General features: G+C 43.2%; 15 protein-coding genes. 7 read left to right on the top strand and 8 right to left on the bottom strand.

Annotated elements, in window-relative coordinates:
• Nucleotides 1–32: 32 nt before the first annotated feature.
• Nucleotides 33–938: a formate/nitrite transporter family protein gene (locus tag C1I38_RS00290; protein ID WP_034377749.1), complete on the bottom strand. Its 906-nt coding sequence runs from the start codon at nt 936–938 to the stop codon at nt 33–35.
• A 97-nt stretch (nt 939–1,035) separates the two neighbouring features.
• Entirely contained in the window at nt 1,036–2,598 is a 1,563-nt protein-coding gene (locus C1I38_RS00285) for a methylenetetrahydrofolate reductase C-terminal domain-containing protein (RefSeq protein ID WP_119775240.1), read from the bottom strand.
• A gap of 342 nt (nt 2,599–2,940) precedes the next feature.
• Between C1I38_RS00285 and C1I38_RS00280 the strand changes: the two genes are divergently transcribed.
• The 4 genes from C1I38_RS00280 (at nt 2,941) to queF (ending at nt 6,703) form a co-directional block, all read left to right on the top strand.
• On the top strand, nt 2,941–4,731 hold the full coding sequence (locus C1I38_RS00280; RefSeq protein WP_034379279.1) for an ASKHA domain-containing protein: 1,791 nt from the start codon (nt 2,941–2,943) through the stop codon (nt 4,729–4,731).
• Nucleotides 4,732–4,827: 96 nt separating this feature from the next.
• On the top strand, nt 4,828–5,541 hold the full coding sequence (locus C1I38_RS00275) for a GntR family transcriptional regulator (protein WP_119775238.1): 714 nt from the start codon (nt 4,828–4,830) through the stop codon (nt 5,539–5,541).
• Nucleotides 5,542–5,709: 168 nt separating this feature from the next.
• Entirely contained in the window at nt 5,710–6,258 is a 549-nt protein-coding gene (locus C1I38_RS00270) for a VUT family protein (protein WP_119775237.1), read from the top strand.
• Entirely contained in the window at nt 6,239–6,703 is a 465-nt protein-coding gene (gene queF, locus C1I38_RS00265; RefSeq protein ID WP_119775235.1) for a preQ(1) synthase, read from the top strand. Before C1I38_RS00270 ends, queF begins: the two co-directional genes overlap by 20 nt.
• Before the next feature lie 32 nt (nt 6,704–6,735).
• Here queF and C1I38_RS00260 read toward each other — a convergent pair whose 3' ends face one another.
• Nucleotides 6,736–7,386, bottom strand: a complete 651-nt coding sequence (locus tag C1I38_RS00260) for a protein-L-isoaspartate(D-aspartate) O-methyltransferase (RefSeq protein ID WP_119775234.1) — start codon at nt 7,384–7,386, stop codon at nt 6,736–6,738.
• 177 nt (nt 7,387–7,563) lie between these two features.
• Here C1I38_RS00260 and glpK point away from each other — a divergent pair, with 177 nt between their 5' ends.
• Together glpK and C1I38_RS00250 are read left to right on the top strand one after the other, a co-directional pair.
• Nucleotides 7,564–9,057, top strand: a complete 1,494-nt coding sequence (glpK, locus tag C1I38_RS00255; protein WP_119775232.1) for a glycerol kinase GlpK — start codon at nt 7,564–7,566, stop codon at nt 9,055–9,057.
• 155 nt (nt 9,058–9,212) lie between these two features.
• Nucleotides 9,213–9,932 (top strand): SprT family zinc-dependent metalloprotease, encoded by a 720-nt coding sequence (locus tag C1I38_RS00250; RefSeq protein WP_243103674.1) that lies wholly within the window; start codon nt 9,213–9,215, stop codon nt 9,930–9,932.
• 6 nt (nt 9,933–9,938) lie between these two features.
• Here the strand turns inward: C1I38_RS00250 and C1I38_RS00245 are convergent, their stop codons facing one another.
• The 5 genes from C1I38_RS00245 to C1I38_RS00225 form a co-directional block, all read right to left on the bottom strand.
• Nucleotides 9,939–10,682, bottom strand: coding sequence for a TIGR03915 family putative DNA repair protein (locus C1I38_RS00245; protein WP_243103673.1), 744 nt, complete (start codon nt 10,680–10,682; stop codon nt 9,939–9,941).
• Nucleotides 10,683–10,759: 77 nt separating this feature from the next.
• Entirely contained in the window at nt 10,760–11,986 is a 1,227-nt protein-coding gene (locus C1I38_RS00240) for a putative DNA modification/repair radical SAM protein (RefSeq protein WP_243103672.1), read from the bottom strand.
• Between the two features lie 209 nt (nt 11,987–12,195).
• On the bottom strand, nt 12,196–12,780 hold the full coding sequence (locus C1I38_RS00235; RefSeq protein ID WP_020492276.1) for an indolepyruvate oxidoreductase subunit beta: 585 nt from the start codon (nt 12,778–12,780) through the stop codon (nt 12,196–12,198).
• Nucleotides 12,773–14,536 (bottom strand): indolepyruvate ferredoxin oxidoreductase subunit alpha, encoded by a 1,764-nt coding sequence (gene iorA / locus C1I38_RS00230; protein ID WP_119775227.1) that lies wholly within the window; start codon nt 14,534–14,536, stop codon nt 12,773–12,775. Before iorA ends, C1I38_RS00235 begins: the two co-directional genes overlap by 8 nt.
• 210 nt (nt 14,537–14,746) lie before the next feature.
• Nucleotides 14,747–15,094: a type II toxin-antitoxin system Phd/YefM family antitoxin gene (locus C1I38_RS00225; RefSeq protein WP_119775226.1), complete on the bottom strand. Its 348-nt coding sequence runs from the start codon at nt 15,092–15,094 to the stop codon at nt 14,747–14,749.
• A gap of 306 nt (nt 15,095–15,400) precedes the next feature.
• Here C1I38_RS00225 and C1I38_RS00220 point away from each other — a divergent pair, with 306 nt between their 5' ends.
• On the top strand, nt 15,401–16,522 hold the full coding sequence (locus C1I38_RS00220) for an ATPase (protein WP_020492273.1): 1,122 nt from the start codon (nt 15,401–15,403) through the stop codon (nt 16,520–16,522).
• The last annotated feature ends 50 nt before the right edge of the window (nt 16,523–16,572 follow it).

The raw sequence follows: 16,572 nt of genomic DNA, 5'->3' as shown, positions 1-16,572 counted from the left end.
CCCTTTTTTAATTATGGACATTTTGCTTAACTTTATTTAGATTTTACGTAAGCACTATCAAATTTTTTCTGAACAAGATGGTCTACATCCAAAACAGTAGTGGACTTCTTTTTGTACATGAAGCTCAGCCAGTAAATAAGTCCGACAAATATGCTTCCGCCAACGATATTTCCGAGGGTAACAGGAATAAGGTTATTCACGACAAACGTTTCCCAGTTAAGGTGAGCAAGTTTTTCAGGTGTTACACCGAGCGTTGCAGCCTGGGCCACCCAGGTCGGGTTGGCTTTGGCAAGAATGCCGGCAGGAATGTAATACATATTGGCAACACAGTGTTCAAAACCAGAAGTAATAAACAGCCAGATCGGAAAAAAGATAGCAAGAAGTTTACCGGTAATATCCTTGGCGGCATTCGCCATCCAAACAGCCATACAAACCAGCCAGTTACACAAGATTCCCATGAAGAAAGCTTTCGGGAAAGTCAGGCCCGTCTTATATGCGGCAACTTTGATTGTAAACCCTCCGAGTAGACCTGAGGAAAAGTCAAACTGGCCGGAGTAAAGGATAAACAAGACGACAAGCATGGAACCAATAAAGTTCCCGATATAGACAATCGTCCAATTCCGCAGCATTTTTAGCCATCTTGATTCCTTTTCCATACAAGATACCACAATCAGGGTGTTTCCGGTGAATAATTCAGCTCCGGTGATAACCACCATCATCAGTCCTGTGGCAAATAAGGCACCAGCAAGTGCTTTGCCTAAGCCAACAGAAGTGATGGTGTGAATGGCAGTATTAGAGCCTTCCGCCGCGAAGGCAATAAAGGCTCCCGCTAGTATTGCCAACAGCAGCAATTTCAATATAGAAGAATTCGTTTTATTCTTTCCATATTCTACAAATCCCTCAGTAATCTCTGAAGGAGTTTTAAACATTTTTTCCATTCTCCTACCCCTATTATAAGTGTATTTGGACTGATTTAAAAGGTCATAAGGTTTAAAGGATGGTTACAAAGACCAAATGCCTTTAAACTAAAGCACTTTATTCTTTTTCTTTGGACTTTGTTCTAGGTCTAATGCCAAGTCTTTCTGCAGAGTGGTCCTGGCCTTCAAAAAAGTTTATCCAGCCTGAAGTATGCTGTTTTTCCCAATTGTAAGGGCTCACATGATAGGAATTCAGCTTTTCTTCCTCAGAATAGTCTTTTAAGCGGTAATAGGCTTTGACCCAAATGCACTTTTGCTTGTCCGGATAAACTTCACACCAGCCGTTGTAGCTTCCTTCACATGGGCCGTTCCGTTGGTTCTTGGGACAGTTACCCATTGGACAGACATAGGCTACATCGATCAGCGCACAGTCACCGCAGTCCTGGCAATTGTACATGCAGGATTTGGCGAGATGCTCAATGCCGTGGAAAGGTTTTTCCAGCGCAGAGTCCTTTATGGCATGACAAAATCCGCGCATAAAGCCAAACATTCCTTTGTTGGGTTCAAACATCATCTTGTGAACAACTCTAGACATCTTATAATTCAAATCAAAGCTCTTCTCATAATTGTTGTAGTCGTTGGATTTTTGATCAGTATTCAATCCGGTCTTTTCATCTTTGGCGTAAACATAGAAACCGTTTTTTTGAGGATAGTCAAACTCCCGAATATAATCCTGCCAGTTGGCGGTCAATTCGTTTCCACGGTCAATAATATATTCAACTTGTTCATACGTCGTATTATGCCCGCCGAGATGAACGCCTTTGTAGCCCATACCTTTCAGGATAGCAAAGAGTTTCGCTGCCCTATCGAGCATGGCGGCAACACCCTTGTCACTGCTTTGTTTTTCCTGTTCCAGTTCAGCAACAAGCTTGTCCGTAACAATACATCCGGGGACTTTATTCATACTCATTGCTTTGGCAGCGCCATAAGTCAGCAGGTAAATATTTCCCATTAGACACCCGGGCAGGTTATTGTGCTTCACAAATTGATAGAGTTCGTGGTACTTTCTGACATCGTAGCCAACTTGGGGTATAATGAACTTAGCACCATTCTCGATCTTCTTTTTGAGCTTGGTGTACTGGAGCATCTGCTCGGCTTCGGTGGCTTTAAAAGGTGAAACAGCAGCACCCGCAAACAGATGGGTTGGCTGAAGTTTATGGATACCTCTAACTGTGGGAAGTTCCAACCCGCCATTCATCTTGGTGATAAAGGCCAAGAGCTGAGTGGAATCAAGGTCAAAAACCGGTTTGGGCCGTCCGAAGAAATTACCTGGATCATAGTCGCCAGTCAGTACCAGTAAGTTATGGAGCCCCGAACGTTCCAGGGAAAAAAGCTGGCTTTCCAGTTGCGTGCGGTTTTTGTCCTTGCAGGCAACGTGAATAATTGCATCGATGCCTAAACTTTTGATTTCCCTGCCAATGCCCTCAGGATTAATGCCGACACTTCCACCCGGGTTGTCAGTCAGACTAACAGCATGGACCTTTTTCCCTTTAGCAGCTTGTTCCGCCAATTGAAGCGCTTTTTCCTGAGAAACTTCTTTAGAGCCGCGGCCGGGTACGAGTTCCCATGTTACAATAAACTCATTGTTGTCCTGTATTGCTTTACGAAAAGTGTTCTCCATAAGTATCCCCCTTTCCAATTATTCTCGAAAATCTAACATGAAAATAAAAATAAAGAAAATAAAAAGAGATAATTGCGTCCAAACAATGTATACTATTGTATATACAGGGGTTTTGCTTACTTTAATATATCACCCAAATTTTCAATAGTCAATATATTCAAAAGACAAAAAATAAGAGATTTTTTAGAAAATAATTTCTATTTCGACAATAGCCTGAACCATCGACTTGTAATTAAGGAAAGTTACGTTTTATAATATGATATGTTAGAATGATTTTTTGGAAAAAGACGGTTGTCCTTCGCTGAAAATGGCAGGTTTCATTATAACAGAAAGGAAAACAATATGATGAAAAAAGTTCTATTTCCAAACCAGAATAAAGAAATCTTATGCCAGGAGAATGATACGGTTGCTGTTGCCTGTTCAGGTCTTGGATATCCGCTTGATCTTGTATGCGGAGGAAAAGGTACATGTAAAAAATGCACAATTGAAATAGAAAGGGACGGCATACGGCAGGAAGTATTGGCGTGTCAGGAACCAGTAAGCGACGGCTTGATCGTTTATCTTAAATATGAAGACTATAAACATGAAGCCTCAATTTTAACGGATCGTATTGAAACAGAGCTAAATATTGATCCGCCAGTTAAAAAGATCTTTATCGATAAGAAGTTTTTAAAAACACCGTTCTATTACGGGGACTGGGAACATATTCAAGCCACGGTTCCATTTCGGATTAATACGCCAGCCTTATGCCTTCTGCAAAAATTATCACTGCTGATGCAGAAGCAGGAAATGACAGGCATTACTTTGGTCTTAAGAGACGAACAGCTGCTTGATATTGAGCAGGGCGACACCTCAGCCAGCAATTATGGATTTGCCGTTGACCTTGGGAGTACCTCTGTTGTGGCTTACTTATATGACCTTAATAGCGGCAAAAAAGTAGGGGTATATTCTGCCTTAAACGGTCAGATTACGGAAGGTGCGGATGTTATATCCCGCATTATGGTGGCGATAAATAATCCTGAAGGGCTAAAAATTCTTCAGCGTAAAGTGGTAGAGACCATTAACACCCTGATTCTGGAAGCGATACAGCAAAACCGGATCAGCGCCGAAAATATCTATACAATGGTGATTTGCGGCAACAGTGCCATGCAGCACCTCTTTTTAGGCTTACATCCTGGATCTCTTGGCAGGACGCCTTACACCAATACGATTTTAAATGAAGTGTTAACAGCGGCACGGGAGTTGAACCTTAACATTCATCCCAATGCTGTTATTGATTTTTTACCTTTGATCGGGGGCTTTGTCGGAGCGGATACTTTGGCTGTCCTGCTAGCTTTGCCTGAAGGGGAACGTCAGGGGAACAGGTTGATTATTGACCTTGGAACAAACGGTGAAATTTTATTGGGGAACGAGAAGAAGTGGCTAGCCACTTCAACTGCTGCTGGACCAGCCCTCGAAGGAGCAACGATCCGCTTTGGAATGCGTGGAACAAACGGAGCCATCGAACGGGTAAAACTGTCGGAAGGTAAAATTAAATTAAAAGTAATTGGCGGAGAACAGCCCAAAGGGATTTGTGGCTCCGGTATCGTTGATGCGGTTGCTGAAATGTTGAAAGCCGAGCTGATCAGTAAAGAAGGCAGACTGCTGCCTCCCGACAAATATTTAAAAGTTTGCCGGCCGGAAAATCAAAGATTTGCTGATTATCTGGCAAAAATTGACGGTGTCAGCGTCTTCTACCTGATGGATGAGGGGCACGATGATAACGACCGAATTTACATCAGCCAAAAGGATATTCGTGCTGTACAGCTAGCCAAAAGCGCCATTTATACAGGATGTATGCTATTAATGAAAGAATATGGGCTGAAAGGAGAAGATCTCGAGGAAATTCTGATTGCGGGGGCCTTCGGCAACTATATTGACGCTTCAAGTGCTCGGATACTCGGTTTGTTCCCCAATTTTCCGAATGCACCCATCCGGTCCATCGGCAATGCGGCAGGAGCCGGAGCATCGAATTTCCTACTGTCCAGAAATATACGGATAAATACTTTGATATTATTAGCAAAGGTAACCCATTTTGACCTTGCGGCAAATCCTGCTTTTCAACAGGAATATCTGCAGAATACAGGTTTCTGAAGAAAGTAATATAAGGCTTAAAAAATATTGATGGATTTATTAATCTGTTCTTATGTATAATATAGGATAGCTAAATAATTGCCGAGGAGTAAGAAGATGGAATTACCAATCTATCAACATATCATTGAAGAGATAAAGAAAAAAATTAAAGAGGGCGTTTTGAAGCCAGGAGATGCGATTCCTTCAGAAAATTCATTGTGCGAGACCTATGGCGTGAGCCGGATGACGGTCCGCAAGGGTCTGGCAATCTTAGTGAATGAAGGATATATTACCTCTATCCCTGGCAAGGGAAGCTTTGTGAACGAGCCGGATTCCAAAAAATACATTCTATATTACAACGAGATGGCGAATCTGATTAGCACCATCGATACGACCAAGCTGATTGAGGTTAAAATTATCCTGCCGACACCAAAACTCATTGACAGTCTGAATATACCCCGAAATAAAAAAATAATTATGGTCAAACGGATTCATTACAGCAATGGAGAAGCAGTTGCGTATGATGAAAAATACCTGATTTACTACAAGGGAATGCCTATCGTTGAAAAAGAAATCAAATACAGAACTTTCCCGGAAATTGTTTCTCGATATACTTCTCTATTTGCGATTAAGAAAGAATTAACAATTTCTGCTCAAACCCCTGATGAACAAATATCAAAATACTTATCCCTGTACAATGCTCTCCCACTTCTGGTTGTTGAGCAAAGATTATTTAATTCACAGGATAAGCCAATCGGGATGGGAATTACTTATTATCGAGGAGACAGCTGCAAGCTATTTGCATCCTCGCCATTTACCGACATTGATTAAACCATAACTTAATAAGACAGTTCGTCATCCATCCTGTCTCTAAACAAAACTAGGGAACCTATCGTCTGGTAGTTTTAGGGCAGTTACATGCCCTTTTTATTTTTAACATCCATGGACGGCAAGCGGTGGCAAACCTTCGTATCATTATTTATTATTAGGAGAAAAATAATGTTGCTTATTCTTTATTTAGCTGCCATCATTATTGCGAATATTATTACTGCAGCGCTGGTACCTTTGCAGGTAGGACCGTTTTTAATTCCTTACGGAAGTTGGCTTATCGGGGTGACACTGGTACTTAGGGATATTATCCAGCGCAAGTATGGGCGAAAAACTGCTTATCTGGCGATTATCACGGCTCTTGTCCTATCGGCTGTTTCCTCCAAATTTCTCGGAGATACTTTAACCATTACTATAGCTTCAGCCATTTCCTTTTTGATCTCGGAGTCGGCAGATACGGAAATTTATACAAGGCTTAAAGGATCTTTCCTGCGCAAAGTGTTTGCGAGCGGGATTGTCAGCAGTTTTCTTGATAGTGTAGTTTTTATATTAATTGGTCTGTCCCCGCTTATTTCAGGCATCCTGACCTGGGATTTTGTGCCGAATGCAGTACTCGGACAGTTTGCTGTTAAGAGTCTGATGCAAGTGCTTGGAATAAGCATTCTGTTTATGATTAAGAACCGCTGGGAGGTTACCGGAAATGAAAAACAAGGAAACTGAGGGTCTGTCACTTCTAGGATCGGGACAAACGTACTATGTTTTTGACTATGATCCGGCCATACTGGAGAGCTTTGCTAACAAGCATCCCGATAATGACTATTTTGTCCGTTTAAATTGCCCTGAATTTACCAGCTTGTGTCCGATTACCGGCCAGCCGGATTTTGGAACGATGATCATCAATTACATTCCGGATCAAAAATTAGTAGAAAGCAAATCGTTGAAGCTATATCTTTTTAGTTTCCGAAACCATGGAGATTTCCACGAAGATGTCGTTAATATCATCATGAAGGACCTGATCCGACTGCTTGAACCCAGATACATCGAGGTTATAGGAGAATTTAGTCCCAGAGGAGGGATCGCTATTCATCCTTACAGCAATTATGGACAGCCGGACAGCAAATGGATAGAATTTGCCACTAAGAGGCTGCTTAAGTACGGAAAATAGACCGGTGGGAAGAGTATCCTTTGTCCCCGCTGCTATTCTGTCCCAGAGAGCAGTGGTACAAAGCGGCAGTAGTCATCCCAGTTGTCAATATAGCCTTCGGGATTTGTACTGGTCTTTTGTCTAACCAGTAAACGCTGACAGGCTAGCCCTTCATCAGCCTCAAGCGGGACAACGATTTTCCCTCCGACATCGAGTTGTTCAAGCCAGGAATGTTCAATGACTGGTGCTGCTGCCGTTACAATGAGTCCCCGGTACGGTGCATTCGGTTCATAGCCATTTCGGCCGTCAGCAATAATACTGCAGATCGGATAGTTCAGCTGTTCAAATAATATTCGAACTTTAAGGGCGAGCGCTTCGATTCTTTCGATGGTTGTCACGGCCATACCCATCTGGGCAAGCAAAGCAGACTGATATCCGGAACCCGTACCTATTTCAAGGACTTTGTCGCCAGGTTCCAAAGCCAATAGTTCGGTCATTTTAGCGACAATAAAGGGCTGGGAGATTGTCTGCTTCTCTCCAATCGGAAGCGGTTCATCATTATAACTGTAGGGCCATAAATCTTCAGGAATGAACAAATGTCTGGGGATTTTTTTAATGGCGTTCAGGATGCGTTTGTCATGAACTCCTTGAGGAGCTACATACTTATCAACAAGTATGGCTGCTTTTTCCTGCCAATTTTGCATAGCCTAACACTTCTTTCCTCAGATAATTCTGGTTGCCGTGTTCATCTATTCAGCTTAATCGGGCACTGATTGGAACTATTTTGGCCTGTTTTCTCATTAATTATAGTATAATAAAATTATTTGCGGAAAGTATTCGGGCTTTGGCTCATTAATGAACTGGTTAATGGAGGAACACAAATGGTCCAAAAATATATTATTGCGCTCGATCAGGGGACAACAAGCTCACGGGCTGTCGTTTATAACCATGAAGGAATGATTGTAGGCAAAGTCCAAAAAGAGTTTACCCAGATCTATCCGTTCCCGGGGTGGGTTGAACATGATCCTTTAGAAGTCTGGGACACCCAGCTGGCTGCTATCAGAGAGGTGCTGGATCAGACGAACATAGATCCGGATGATATTGTTGGGCTAGGGATAGCAAATCAAAGGGAGACAACTGTGGTTTGGAACCGTTTCACCGGCAAACCTGTCTATCATGCGATTGTCTGGCAATGCCGTAGAACGACGGAACTTTGCGAGCAGATACTGAACAGTACTTTAAACGAGTATATATCAGATGTGACTGGCCTTGTTGCGGACGCTTATTTTTCCGGAACAAAAATCCGCTGGATCCTTGATCATATTCCGGATGGCCAGACGATGGCTGAAAATGGGGATTTGCTTTTTGGCACAATAGATAGCTGGCTCGTCTGGAACCTTACCAAGGGCCGGCTGCATATTACGGATTACAGTAATGCCTCCCGGACCATGCTCTATAATATCAGGGAACTAGCGTGGGATGATAAAATATTATCTTATCTGAACATACCCAGACGACTACTGCCGGAAGTCTGTCCGAGCAGCCGCTGCTACGGTGTAACAGATTCTTCAATATTTGGCGCTGAAATACCGATAGCGGGCATAGCTGGTGATCAGCAAGCTGCACTTTTTGGGCAGGCCTGCTTTACAGAAGGAATGGTCAAAAATACCTACGGTACAGGTTGTTTTATCCTGATGCATACTGGTAGAAATATAATCCGGTCTCAAAATAAACTGCTTACGACAATTGCCTGGGGAATTGATAACGAGGTGGAATACGCGCTGGAGGGCAGTGTATTTATTGGCGGAGCAGTCATTCAGTGGCTTCGTGATGAACTTGGATTGCTGAAAACTTCTGCTGAAAGCGAATATTATGCAACTCAGGTCAAAGATACGAATGGCGTCTATATTGTTCCAGCCTTCGTCGGACTCGGTGCACCGTACTGGGATATGCATGCCCGTGGTATAGTGACCGGACTTACTCGGGGCACAAACCGTTTTCACCTTGTAAGAGCCGCGCTGGAGAGCATTGCTTATCAGACAAATGATGTTCTTACGGCAATGGCTAAGGATACCGATATCCCTCTTAAGGCCTTGAAAGTAGACGGCGGTGCAGCTGATAATAATTTCCTGCTGCAGTTTCAGGCGGATCTCAGCGGGATCCCGGTTGAACGGTCAGAAATTTGCGAGGTTACGGCTTTGGGAGCAGCATACCTGGCAGGTTTGGCAGCCGGATACTGGAAGGACAAGGAAGAGCTGAAAGGCCTCAGTAAAGAGCGCCTTATTTTTGCTTCGAACATCACCGAATCTGAGCGTCAGCAATGCCTGAGCGGATGGAAAGTGGCAGTCAGCCAGGCGACCTATCGGACGGTATGACGAGATTATGAACGGAAATACAAATAAAAGATATATTCAGATAATATTTATTGGCGTATAGGTTTCTTTTTTCCCCTCAGTCGTAGTAAAATAGTCTTGCTTGATTTTTTGCACAGGGCAATATCATTATTTTCGGGAGTAAAGTGGAAGGCAAAATGGAATACCTTAGTATAGGCAAAAGGCAAATTGAATATGAGCTTCGAAAAAGCAGCAAAGCAAAAAGACTGATTGTTACCATCAAACATCAGAAGTTAAAGGTTTCTGTTCCTGCCGAAATTACTTTCACCCAGGCTAGACGATATCTGGAAAGCAATAAAGAACTGATATTGAAGCACATCGAAAAGCAAAATCCAGCAGAAGGGAAAACTGCTGCGAAGGAATATGTTTCAGGTGAAAAACTACTGTACAGGGGGAGGCATTATCCTCTACTGATCGAAGAAAAGGCCGGACCCGGATCAGCATCGTTTATTGGAAGCAGGATCGTTGTAACCGTCCCACCGGGATTATTAAAAGAGAAGAAAAGTCAGTCAACCAAAAAGATATTGGAAGAATGGTATATCCGGCAGGCCCAAAAGCTTCTTCCTGAACAGGTCGAATATTATGCCAGACAGCTGGATATTACCTACCAAAAACTTAGAATTAAGGATCAAAAAACAAAATGGGGAAGCTGCTCAAGCAAAGGATACATTAACTTAAATTGGCGCATTATCATGGCACCAAACCAGGTTGCGGCTTATGTGATTATTCATGAATTGGCTCATCTAAAGTACATGAATCATTCCAAGGAATTCTGGTCGTTTGTAGAACATTATCTGCCGGACTATAGAAAGTGGAAAAATTGGTTGAAAGAACATTACAATGATTTGATGAATTGATGAGACTTAAAATAGTTCTGATTTCCGGAATTCCACCAGATTATGCCGATAGCGCTGGGGGACAAAATGAGATTGGAGCTTTTTATTTTTGCGGTTTTCAATGCTGATGCGGGTAAAATATTTAGCCCAGAGCTCCTGATAGAATTGTTCTGTCTCTGAATCAGGAATAGCTGCTTTCCCGGAAAAATCCGAAAGGTACCATTCTTTTTGATTGCAGATGATCGCAAGATTTCTTTTTTTGTCATGAATAATGAAACGTTCACCTGCTAGCCTGTCGGCAAAATGGTCGGCCAGGAGAACTGATATATTATGATCCGGCTCCAGAACCGCATAAAGATAACTGCCGGTATCCGTAAAGCGAAGCAGCCCCAAAAAGCGCTCTGCTTCAAAAGATACTTTCTTGGCTGTTTGCCGGATCGGCAATACCTTAGGATGAGAATGAACGCTGTCAATTTTCGGACCTAATTGAAAGCCAAGCTGAAGGTATTTTAAGATGAAGTTCTCTTTAGCGGTATTATTCGAGAGGTATACATAATAGATCTGCATTAAGGAGTAAACAGAAATTTTTTTGTCTATTGCATCATAAACCCTAGCGGCAAGCACAGGATCACTTCGGATAATTGTAGATGGAGTGAACATATTGAACTGATACGAAGCCTCAGGATAGATTCCCTGGGCTTTTTGTTCATAATAGCTGTAATATATTGAAGTCAGCAAACCGTCGAAGCTTCCGTCATATAGATAATCCATTTTCAACAGTCCCTCATTCTTCGGAAGATTCCTAGTACCTTGTCAACCCTAAAATATCCTATTGTTTAGAGAATGAATCAGAACAAACATAGCTGAACGGGTTTGGCCACAGGTGCCAGAGCCTGGCGAACCAAGGCGCTTTCTACAGGGATGCCCCCGTAATAACAGCCCTGACACGTGATAAAATATTTAGCGCGCTTAAGAACCACACCCATTTTTTTGAGATGATCATAACAAATATTACCTAATCTGCGCTGCCGAATGATTCTCTGGGCGGAATTGACGCCTACCCCAGGAATTCGAAGCAGCTCTTCATAGGAGGCCTGGTTGATTTCCAGAGGAAATAACTGCATGTTTCGAAGCGCCCAGGAAATTTTGGGATCAAGATCGGTATCCAAAAACGGACTTTGTTCATTGACAATTTCATCCGCTTTAAAGCTGTAAAATCTCAGCAACCAGTCCGCCTGATAGAGTCGGTGTTCTCTAAGCAAAGGCGGAGAAGTGGAAAGGGCAGGAAGATTTGGGCCCTCATTAACAGGAACATAAGCCGAGTAATAGACTCTTTTCAATTGAAAACGGTTATAAAGGGTTTCTGTGGCTTTAATAATAGAAAGATCGCTGTCTTTGCTCGCCCCGACAATCATCTGGGTCGACTGTCCTGCCGGAACAAATTTTTGGACGTGCCGGAAAATCTTTCTTTCGGAAGCGTTTTGCGTTATCTGATGATGAATTTGATTCATCGGCGCAAATAAGACGGGCAGTGTCTTTTGAGGTGCCAAGAGTTTAAGACTCTGCTCTGTAGGTTGTTCAATATTGATGCTCATCCTATCGGCGAGCAATCCTGTCTTGTTAACCAGTGCCGTATCGGCGCCTGGAATCACTTTGACGTGAATATATCCGTAAAAGTGATATTCATGTCTCAGAATATCAAGAACCTGATAAATCCTTTCCATGGTATGATTTGGACTGTGCTCAATCCCCGAGCTTAAAAAAAGACCTTCAATATAATTCCGCCTGTAGAATTGAATTGTCAGGTCGGCGACTTCCCTTGGCGTGAAACTGGCGCGCGGGATATCATTCTGATTGCGGTTGACGCAGTAATTGCAGTTATAGATACAGTAGTTGGTCAGGAGAATCTTTAAAAGCGAAACACAACGGCCATCGGCAGACCAGGTATGGCAGATACCAAATGATTTGGAGTTGCCGATACCGCCTTGATTATGCTTGTTTACCCCGCTTGACGCACAAGAAACATCATACTTGGCTCCATCAGCGAGGACTGCAAGCTTTTCTAGAGTACCCATGCACATCACCCAAATTAATTCTAGCACAGAATGATACATAAAGCAAACATATGTTCGGAAGGTTGCTGCGCTCTTCTTCCTCCGTGTAAGAATCGCAGTAGCCGAAGAGCGGTTAGGGAATATAACGTAAACCCTAAGCAAAAAAAATACTGCCAATAGCATAATGACTATTAACAGTATCATATCGATCATTTGTACAGAGATATGACTCAGCGGTCAAAACTGTTCCAGCCCGCTTCGAAAGCTTTCAAATTGACCTCAAGCAGTTTGGAAGGGACCGTTTCCCGGATAACATCAAGCCACGTCTGCTTGTCTATTTTCAAATATCTGGCGAGCAGTCCCAGCAGAACTACGTTTACCGCTTTGCCGTTGCCGGCTTCGACGGCTTTCCCAAGACCATTAATGATGAAGACTTCTTTGCGTTCTTTTTTTATAATATCCAGAACATCGGAAGGATATTGCGCCGTTCCTACGACGACTGGCATAGGATCGATCCTTTGGTCATTGATTAAGATGCTGCCATCCTTTTTCAGATAGGGCAGCCAGCGGAGAGCCTCCAGCTTCTCAAAAGCGAGTATAATATCCGCTTCACCTTCAGGAATGATCGGGGAGGCGACTTCTTTGCCGTATCTGACCTGGGTAACCACACTTCCACCCCGCTGCGCCATCCCGTGAATCTCCGAGACCTTAACGTCCTGGCCAGTCATTTGAACCGCGCCTGCAAGTACTCTACTCGCAAGGATTGTTCCTTGTCCGCCTACTCCAACAATGAGAATATTCGTGATATCAGTCATTGGCGCCACCTTCTTTCCTGATTGCTTCGCTGGGACAGACGGTTGCGCATAACCCGCAGCCTACACACTGGGCAAGGTTAATCCTGACTTTTTTCCCTTCTTTGGCAATACAGGGACAGCCTAACTTAAGGCAGCGTAGACAGCCGGTACAAGCCGCCGCGGATACGATATAAGGGCTATTCCTGCTTTTATCGATCAGGGCGCAATTCCGTTGGGTGATTATGACTGAAGGCTCTTCGGCAGCCAGTTCTTCCCTGACAATTTTCTCCAGCTCATCGAGCTCAAACGGGTCAACTACCTGTACCCTTTCTACGCCGACGGCCTTGGCTAGAAGGATGAGATCAATTTCTTTGGTAGGTTCTCCTTTAACTGTAAACCCGGTCGTCGGGTTATGTTGGTGCCCGGTCATTGCCGTGATGCGGTTATCCAGGATAATGGTCGTTGTCGTTGCCTTATTGTAGACGACGTCAACAAGTGCAGTGATCCCAGAATGAATGAAAGTTGAATCTCCAATCACAGCGACCAGATTGCGTGCAAAATCTTTACCTTTGGCTTTCTCCATACCAATAGCAGTACCGATGCTCGCGCCCATACAAATAGTTGTGTCAATGGCTTTAAGCGGAGCAAGGCAGCCGAGTGTATAACAACCGATATCACCGGCGACAGTGACTTTAAGTTTATTAAGTACATAGAAAAGACCTCTGTGCGGGCAGCCGGGACATAGGACAGGAGGACGCGGAGGAACTTCATATTGCAGTTGATTTGGCTCAGTCGTCTCGCGCGGAGAACAGTCTCCAAACGTCTGGACCATTTTGGAGGCAATCGTTTCCGGTAATAATTCTCCGATCAGCGGAAAAGTATCCTTGCCATGAACATCAAGACCCCAGGATGTTACATACTCTTCGATAAAAGGTTCCAATTCTTCGACAATATATAACTGATCTACTTTGTCCGCAAAGTCTATGATCATTTTTCGGGGCAGTGGGAAGGTCATGCCAAGTTTTAAGATTGAAACTTCCGGCAAAGCTTCTTTGACATACTGGTAGGTTACGCCACTGGTAATAACCCCCATCTTTGTATCGTTCCATTCCACGCGGTTTAAATCGGTACTTTCAGCGTAGTCTTTCAGTTTTATTAACCTATCCTCAACAACTACATGGCGGTGACGGGCATTTGCGGGAATCATCACATATTTGGAAGGATTTTTCTGATATTCCTTAGTTTCTTTCTCCTCACGGTCAGCAAGTTCGACCAAGGACTGGGAATGTGCTACCCGTGTTGTCGTTCTGAGCATGACTGGCGTATCAAACATCTCGCTGATATCAAAAGCCAATTTGGTAAAATCTTTGGCTTCCTGGCTATCGGCCGGCTCTAGTACAGGAATTTTTGCTGCTCTTCCAAAATGACGGTTATCCTGTTCATTTTGAGAACTATGCATGCCCGGATCGTCAGCAGATACAAGTACAAGTCCAGCGTTAACACCGGTATAGGAAAGTGTAAACAAGGGATCTGCTGCTACGTTTACCCCAACATGTTTCATAGAGACAAGCGCTCTTCCGCCGGCGATCGAAGCACCCAAACCAACTTCGAGCGCTACTTTTTCGTTCGGGGACCATTCCGCATACATCTCATCATATTTTGCTGCATTTTCTGTAATTTCCGTACTGGGGGTTCCTGGATAAGCCGTGCATACTACAACTCCGGCTTCCCAGGCACCTCTTGCAATTGCTTCGTTGCCTGTCAGAAGCTTTTTCATTGTCCCCATCCTCTCAAATCTTAGATCTGCATTTATAAAATACCGTAAAGGCTATTGGTATTTTCGGTGATATAAGATTCATTATAGTATGAATAAAGAAAACAGTTCAAGCAAAATCCAAGCTATTTTTATGAAAATATCTGGATGATTGCCGAACTGTTATCATTTATATAACTGTTCAATTTAGGAATCAATGTATTGGTTCGTCATTTAGTCATTTGATTCGCTTTCAAGATTCAGACCTTCGAGGCCTTCACTTTCAAGGAAAATATTAATTTCATCATTAGAAAGAACATTTGTTTTCAGGGAGGCATAATTATCCTCAAAATGGGGCGAATAGAGCGGAGGACTGATATTCTGACCAGAGGCGACCATATCTCGGATGCGCATTAGTTCCGAATACTCATGGATGGAGATAATGACAGCCTGGGGTTTATTATTTTTGACGATGATATAGGGATTGCCTTCATCTTCAACGGCCTGAATAACTTTTGAAGCTTGTCCACGGCCTAACTCCGAAACGGAAATCATACAGTCAAATACCCGGCGCAAATCCATGCAAAAATCTCCCCTCCCTCAGCAGATCACAGATGCCTGCCCAGACAAACGTTCAAAGACATTTTGATTATAAGGCGGAAACTAGAATAATGCAACAAGCAGCTGAATGATTTTAGTGGTAATTAACATGCATATCTGCATGAAAATAGTCGAAGAAACAACAATCCTTATTAGTAAGAGAAATAAATCAGTGAGATTTGTCAATTTTTTTTTTCCTTGACTGCCCTGAACCATCAATTGAACCTTTCCAAGCAACAGGCAATAAAATGAAGCGTGAACATATTATTCATGAGGAGTGTCGGTAAAATGAAAGGAAACATGAAACATGTATTTCCGGGCGGAAATACCTCAGAGGGATTCTTTTCGTACTATTCGTTTTTGCTAGAAAAAGGTTCAAAACGGATTTTTGTGATCAAAGGGGGACCAGGTGTTGGAAAATCAACGTTGATGAAAAAAATTGGGAACAGAATGATAGAAATGGGTTATGATGTGGAATTCCACCACTGCTCTTCCGATCATCATTCCCTAGACGGGATAGCGGTTTTAGATGCCGGGATTGTGATGGTTGATGGAACTGCACCGCATATTGTGGATCCAAAGTATCCTGGAGGTCTGGATGAAATCATTAATCTGGGAGAATTTTGGGATACGGATGCCATGCAGCACAATGTAAAACATATAATCGCGTCAACGAATGAAGTCAGTCGTCTATTTGCCAGGGCTTATTGTTTGTTAAGGGCAGCCAGAGCAGTCGCAGAGAATATAATGGCCATAACCAGGAAGTCTATGGATTTTTCTGCATTGAATATGGAAACATCGCGTTTGGCAAAGAAAATATTTGAGGGTGTGTACATGGAGGAGAGTTCCGGTAGGATCGGCGTGGCTAGACATCTGTTTTCCTGTGCGTATACACCGGAAGGTTTTGTTGATTTTACAGATTCCATTCTGCAGGGAATCCGGGAAATTGTTTATCTGGAAGGCAAAATGGGCACAGGAAAATCCGTTTTTATGGAGAAAGTCGCTGCTAAGGCCATGGAAAAAGGTTTTGATGTAGAAATTTATCACTTACCGCTAATCCCTTCCAAAATTGGAACGATCGTAATTAAAGAACTGCAGGTTGCTCTGACGTCAAGCGAATATTTCCGAAACAATCATCAAGAGTCCGTTAACCTGAACAGGCATATCCATACGGAGCTTTCCTCATCACTGACACAGGAACTAAACAGTGACCTGGATTTGTTTGATCATCTTACGCACAGTGGAATGAACTGTATTCATCAGGCCAAACAGGAGCACGATGTTCTGGAGCAATATTATGTCCCGTATATGGATTTCTCAGCAGTTGAAGAGAGATACGAGCAGATTTTAAGCAGGATTTTGGACCTTGTAGACAGTAAAGCCTGCGCAGCAGGAATACAACTGCATTAAGACATACCGCAGAAAGGGGGGGACAAAAGATACGTTCCTCCCTTTATTTT

Origin of the sequence: Dehalobacter sp. 12DCB1 (assembly GCF_004343605.1) — a bacterium.
Lineage (GTDB): Bacteria > Bacillota > Desulfitobacteriia > Desulfitobacteriales > Syntrophobotulaceae > Dehalobacter.
Note: the sequence above shows the minus strand (reverse complement) of the source record. Positions and strands in the feature narration are given on the sequence as shown.

What these genes read in the sequence shown, in the direction of transcription:
- C1I38_RS00290 (WP_034377749.1), bottom strand. Translation starts at nt 938, where the DNA reads ATGGAAAAAATGTTTAAAACTCCTTCAGAGATTACTGAGGGATTTGTA.
- C1I38_RS00285 (WP_119775240.1), bottom strand. Translation starts at nt 2,598, where the DNA reads ATGGAGAACACTTTTCGTAAAGCAATACAGGACAACAATGAGTTTATT.
- C1I38_RS00280 (WP_034379279.1), top strand. Translation starts at nt 2,941, where the DNA reads ATGATGAAAAAAGTTCTATTTCCAAACCAGAATAAAGAAATCTTATGC.
- C1I38_RS00275 (WP_119775238.1), top strand. Translation starts at nt 4,828, where the DNA reads ATGGAATTACCAATCTATCAACATATCATTGAAGAGATAAAGAAAAAA.
- C1I38_RS00270 (WP_119775237.1), top strand. Translation starts at nt 5,710, where the DNA reads ATGTTGCTTATTCTTTATTTAGCTGCCATCATTATTGCGAATATTATT.
- queF (WP_119775235.1), top strand. Translation starts at nt 6,239, where the DNA reads ATGAAAAACAAGGAAACTGAGGGTCTGTCACTTCTAGGATCGGGACAA.
- C1I38_RS00260 (WP_119775234.1), bottom strand. Translation starts at nt 7,386, where the DNA reads ATGCAAAATTGGCAGGAAAAAGCAGCCATACTTGTTGATAAGTATGTA.
- glpK (WP_119775232.1), top strand. Translation starts at nt 7,564, where the DNA reads ATGGTCCAAAAATATATTATTGCGCTCGATCAGGGGACAACAAGCTCA.
- C1I38_RS00250 (WP_243103674.1), top strand. Translation starts at nt 9,213, where the DNA reads ATGGAATACCTTAGTATAGGCAAAAGGCAAATTGAATATGAGCTTCGA.
- C1I38_RS00245 (WP_243103673.1), bottom strand. Translation starts at nt 10,682, where the DNA reads ATGGATTATCTATATGACGGAAGCTTCGACGGTTTGCTGACTTCAATA.
- C1I38_RS00240 (WP_243103672.1), bottom strand. Translation starts at nt 11,986, where the DNA reads ATGGGTACTCTAGAAAAGCTTGCAGTCCTCGCTGATGGAGCCAAGTAT.
- C1I38_RS00235 (WP_020492276.1), bottom strand. Translation starts at nt 12,780, where the DNA reads ATGACTGATATCACGAATATTCTCATTGTTGGAGTAGGCGGACAAGGA.
- iorA (WP_119775227.1), bottom strand. Translation starts at nt 14,536, where the DNA reads ATGAAAAAGCTTCTGACAGGCAACGAAGCAATTGCAAGAGGTGCCTGG.
- C1I38_RS00225 (WP_119775226.1), bottom strand. Translation starts at nt 15,094, where the DNA reads ATGGATTTGCGCCGGGTATTTGACTGTATGATTTCCGTTTCGGAGTTA.
- C1I38_RS00220 (WP_020492273.1), top strand. Translation starts at nt 15,401, where the DNA reads ATGAAAGGAAACATGAAACATGTATTTCCGGGCGGAAATACCTCAGAG.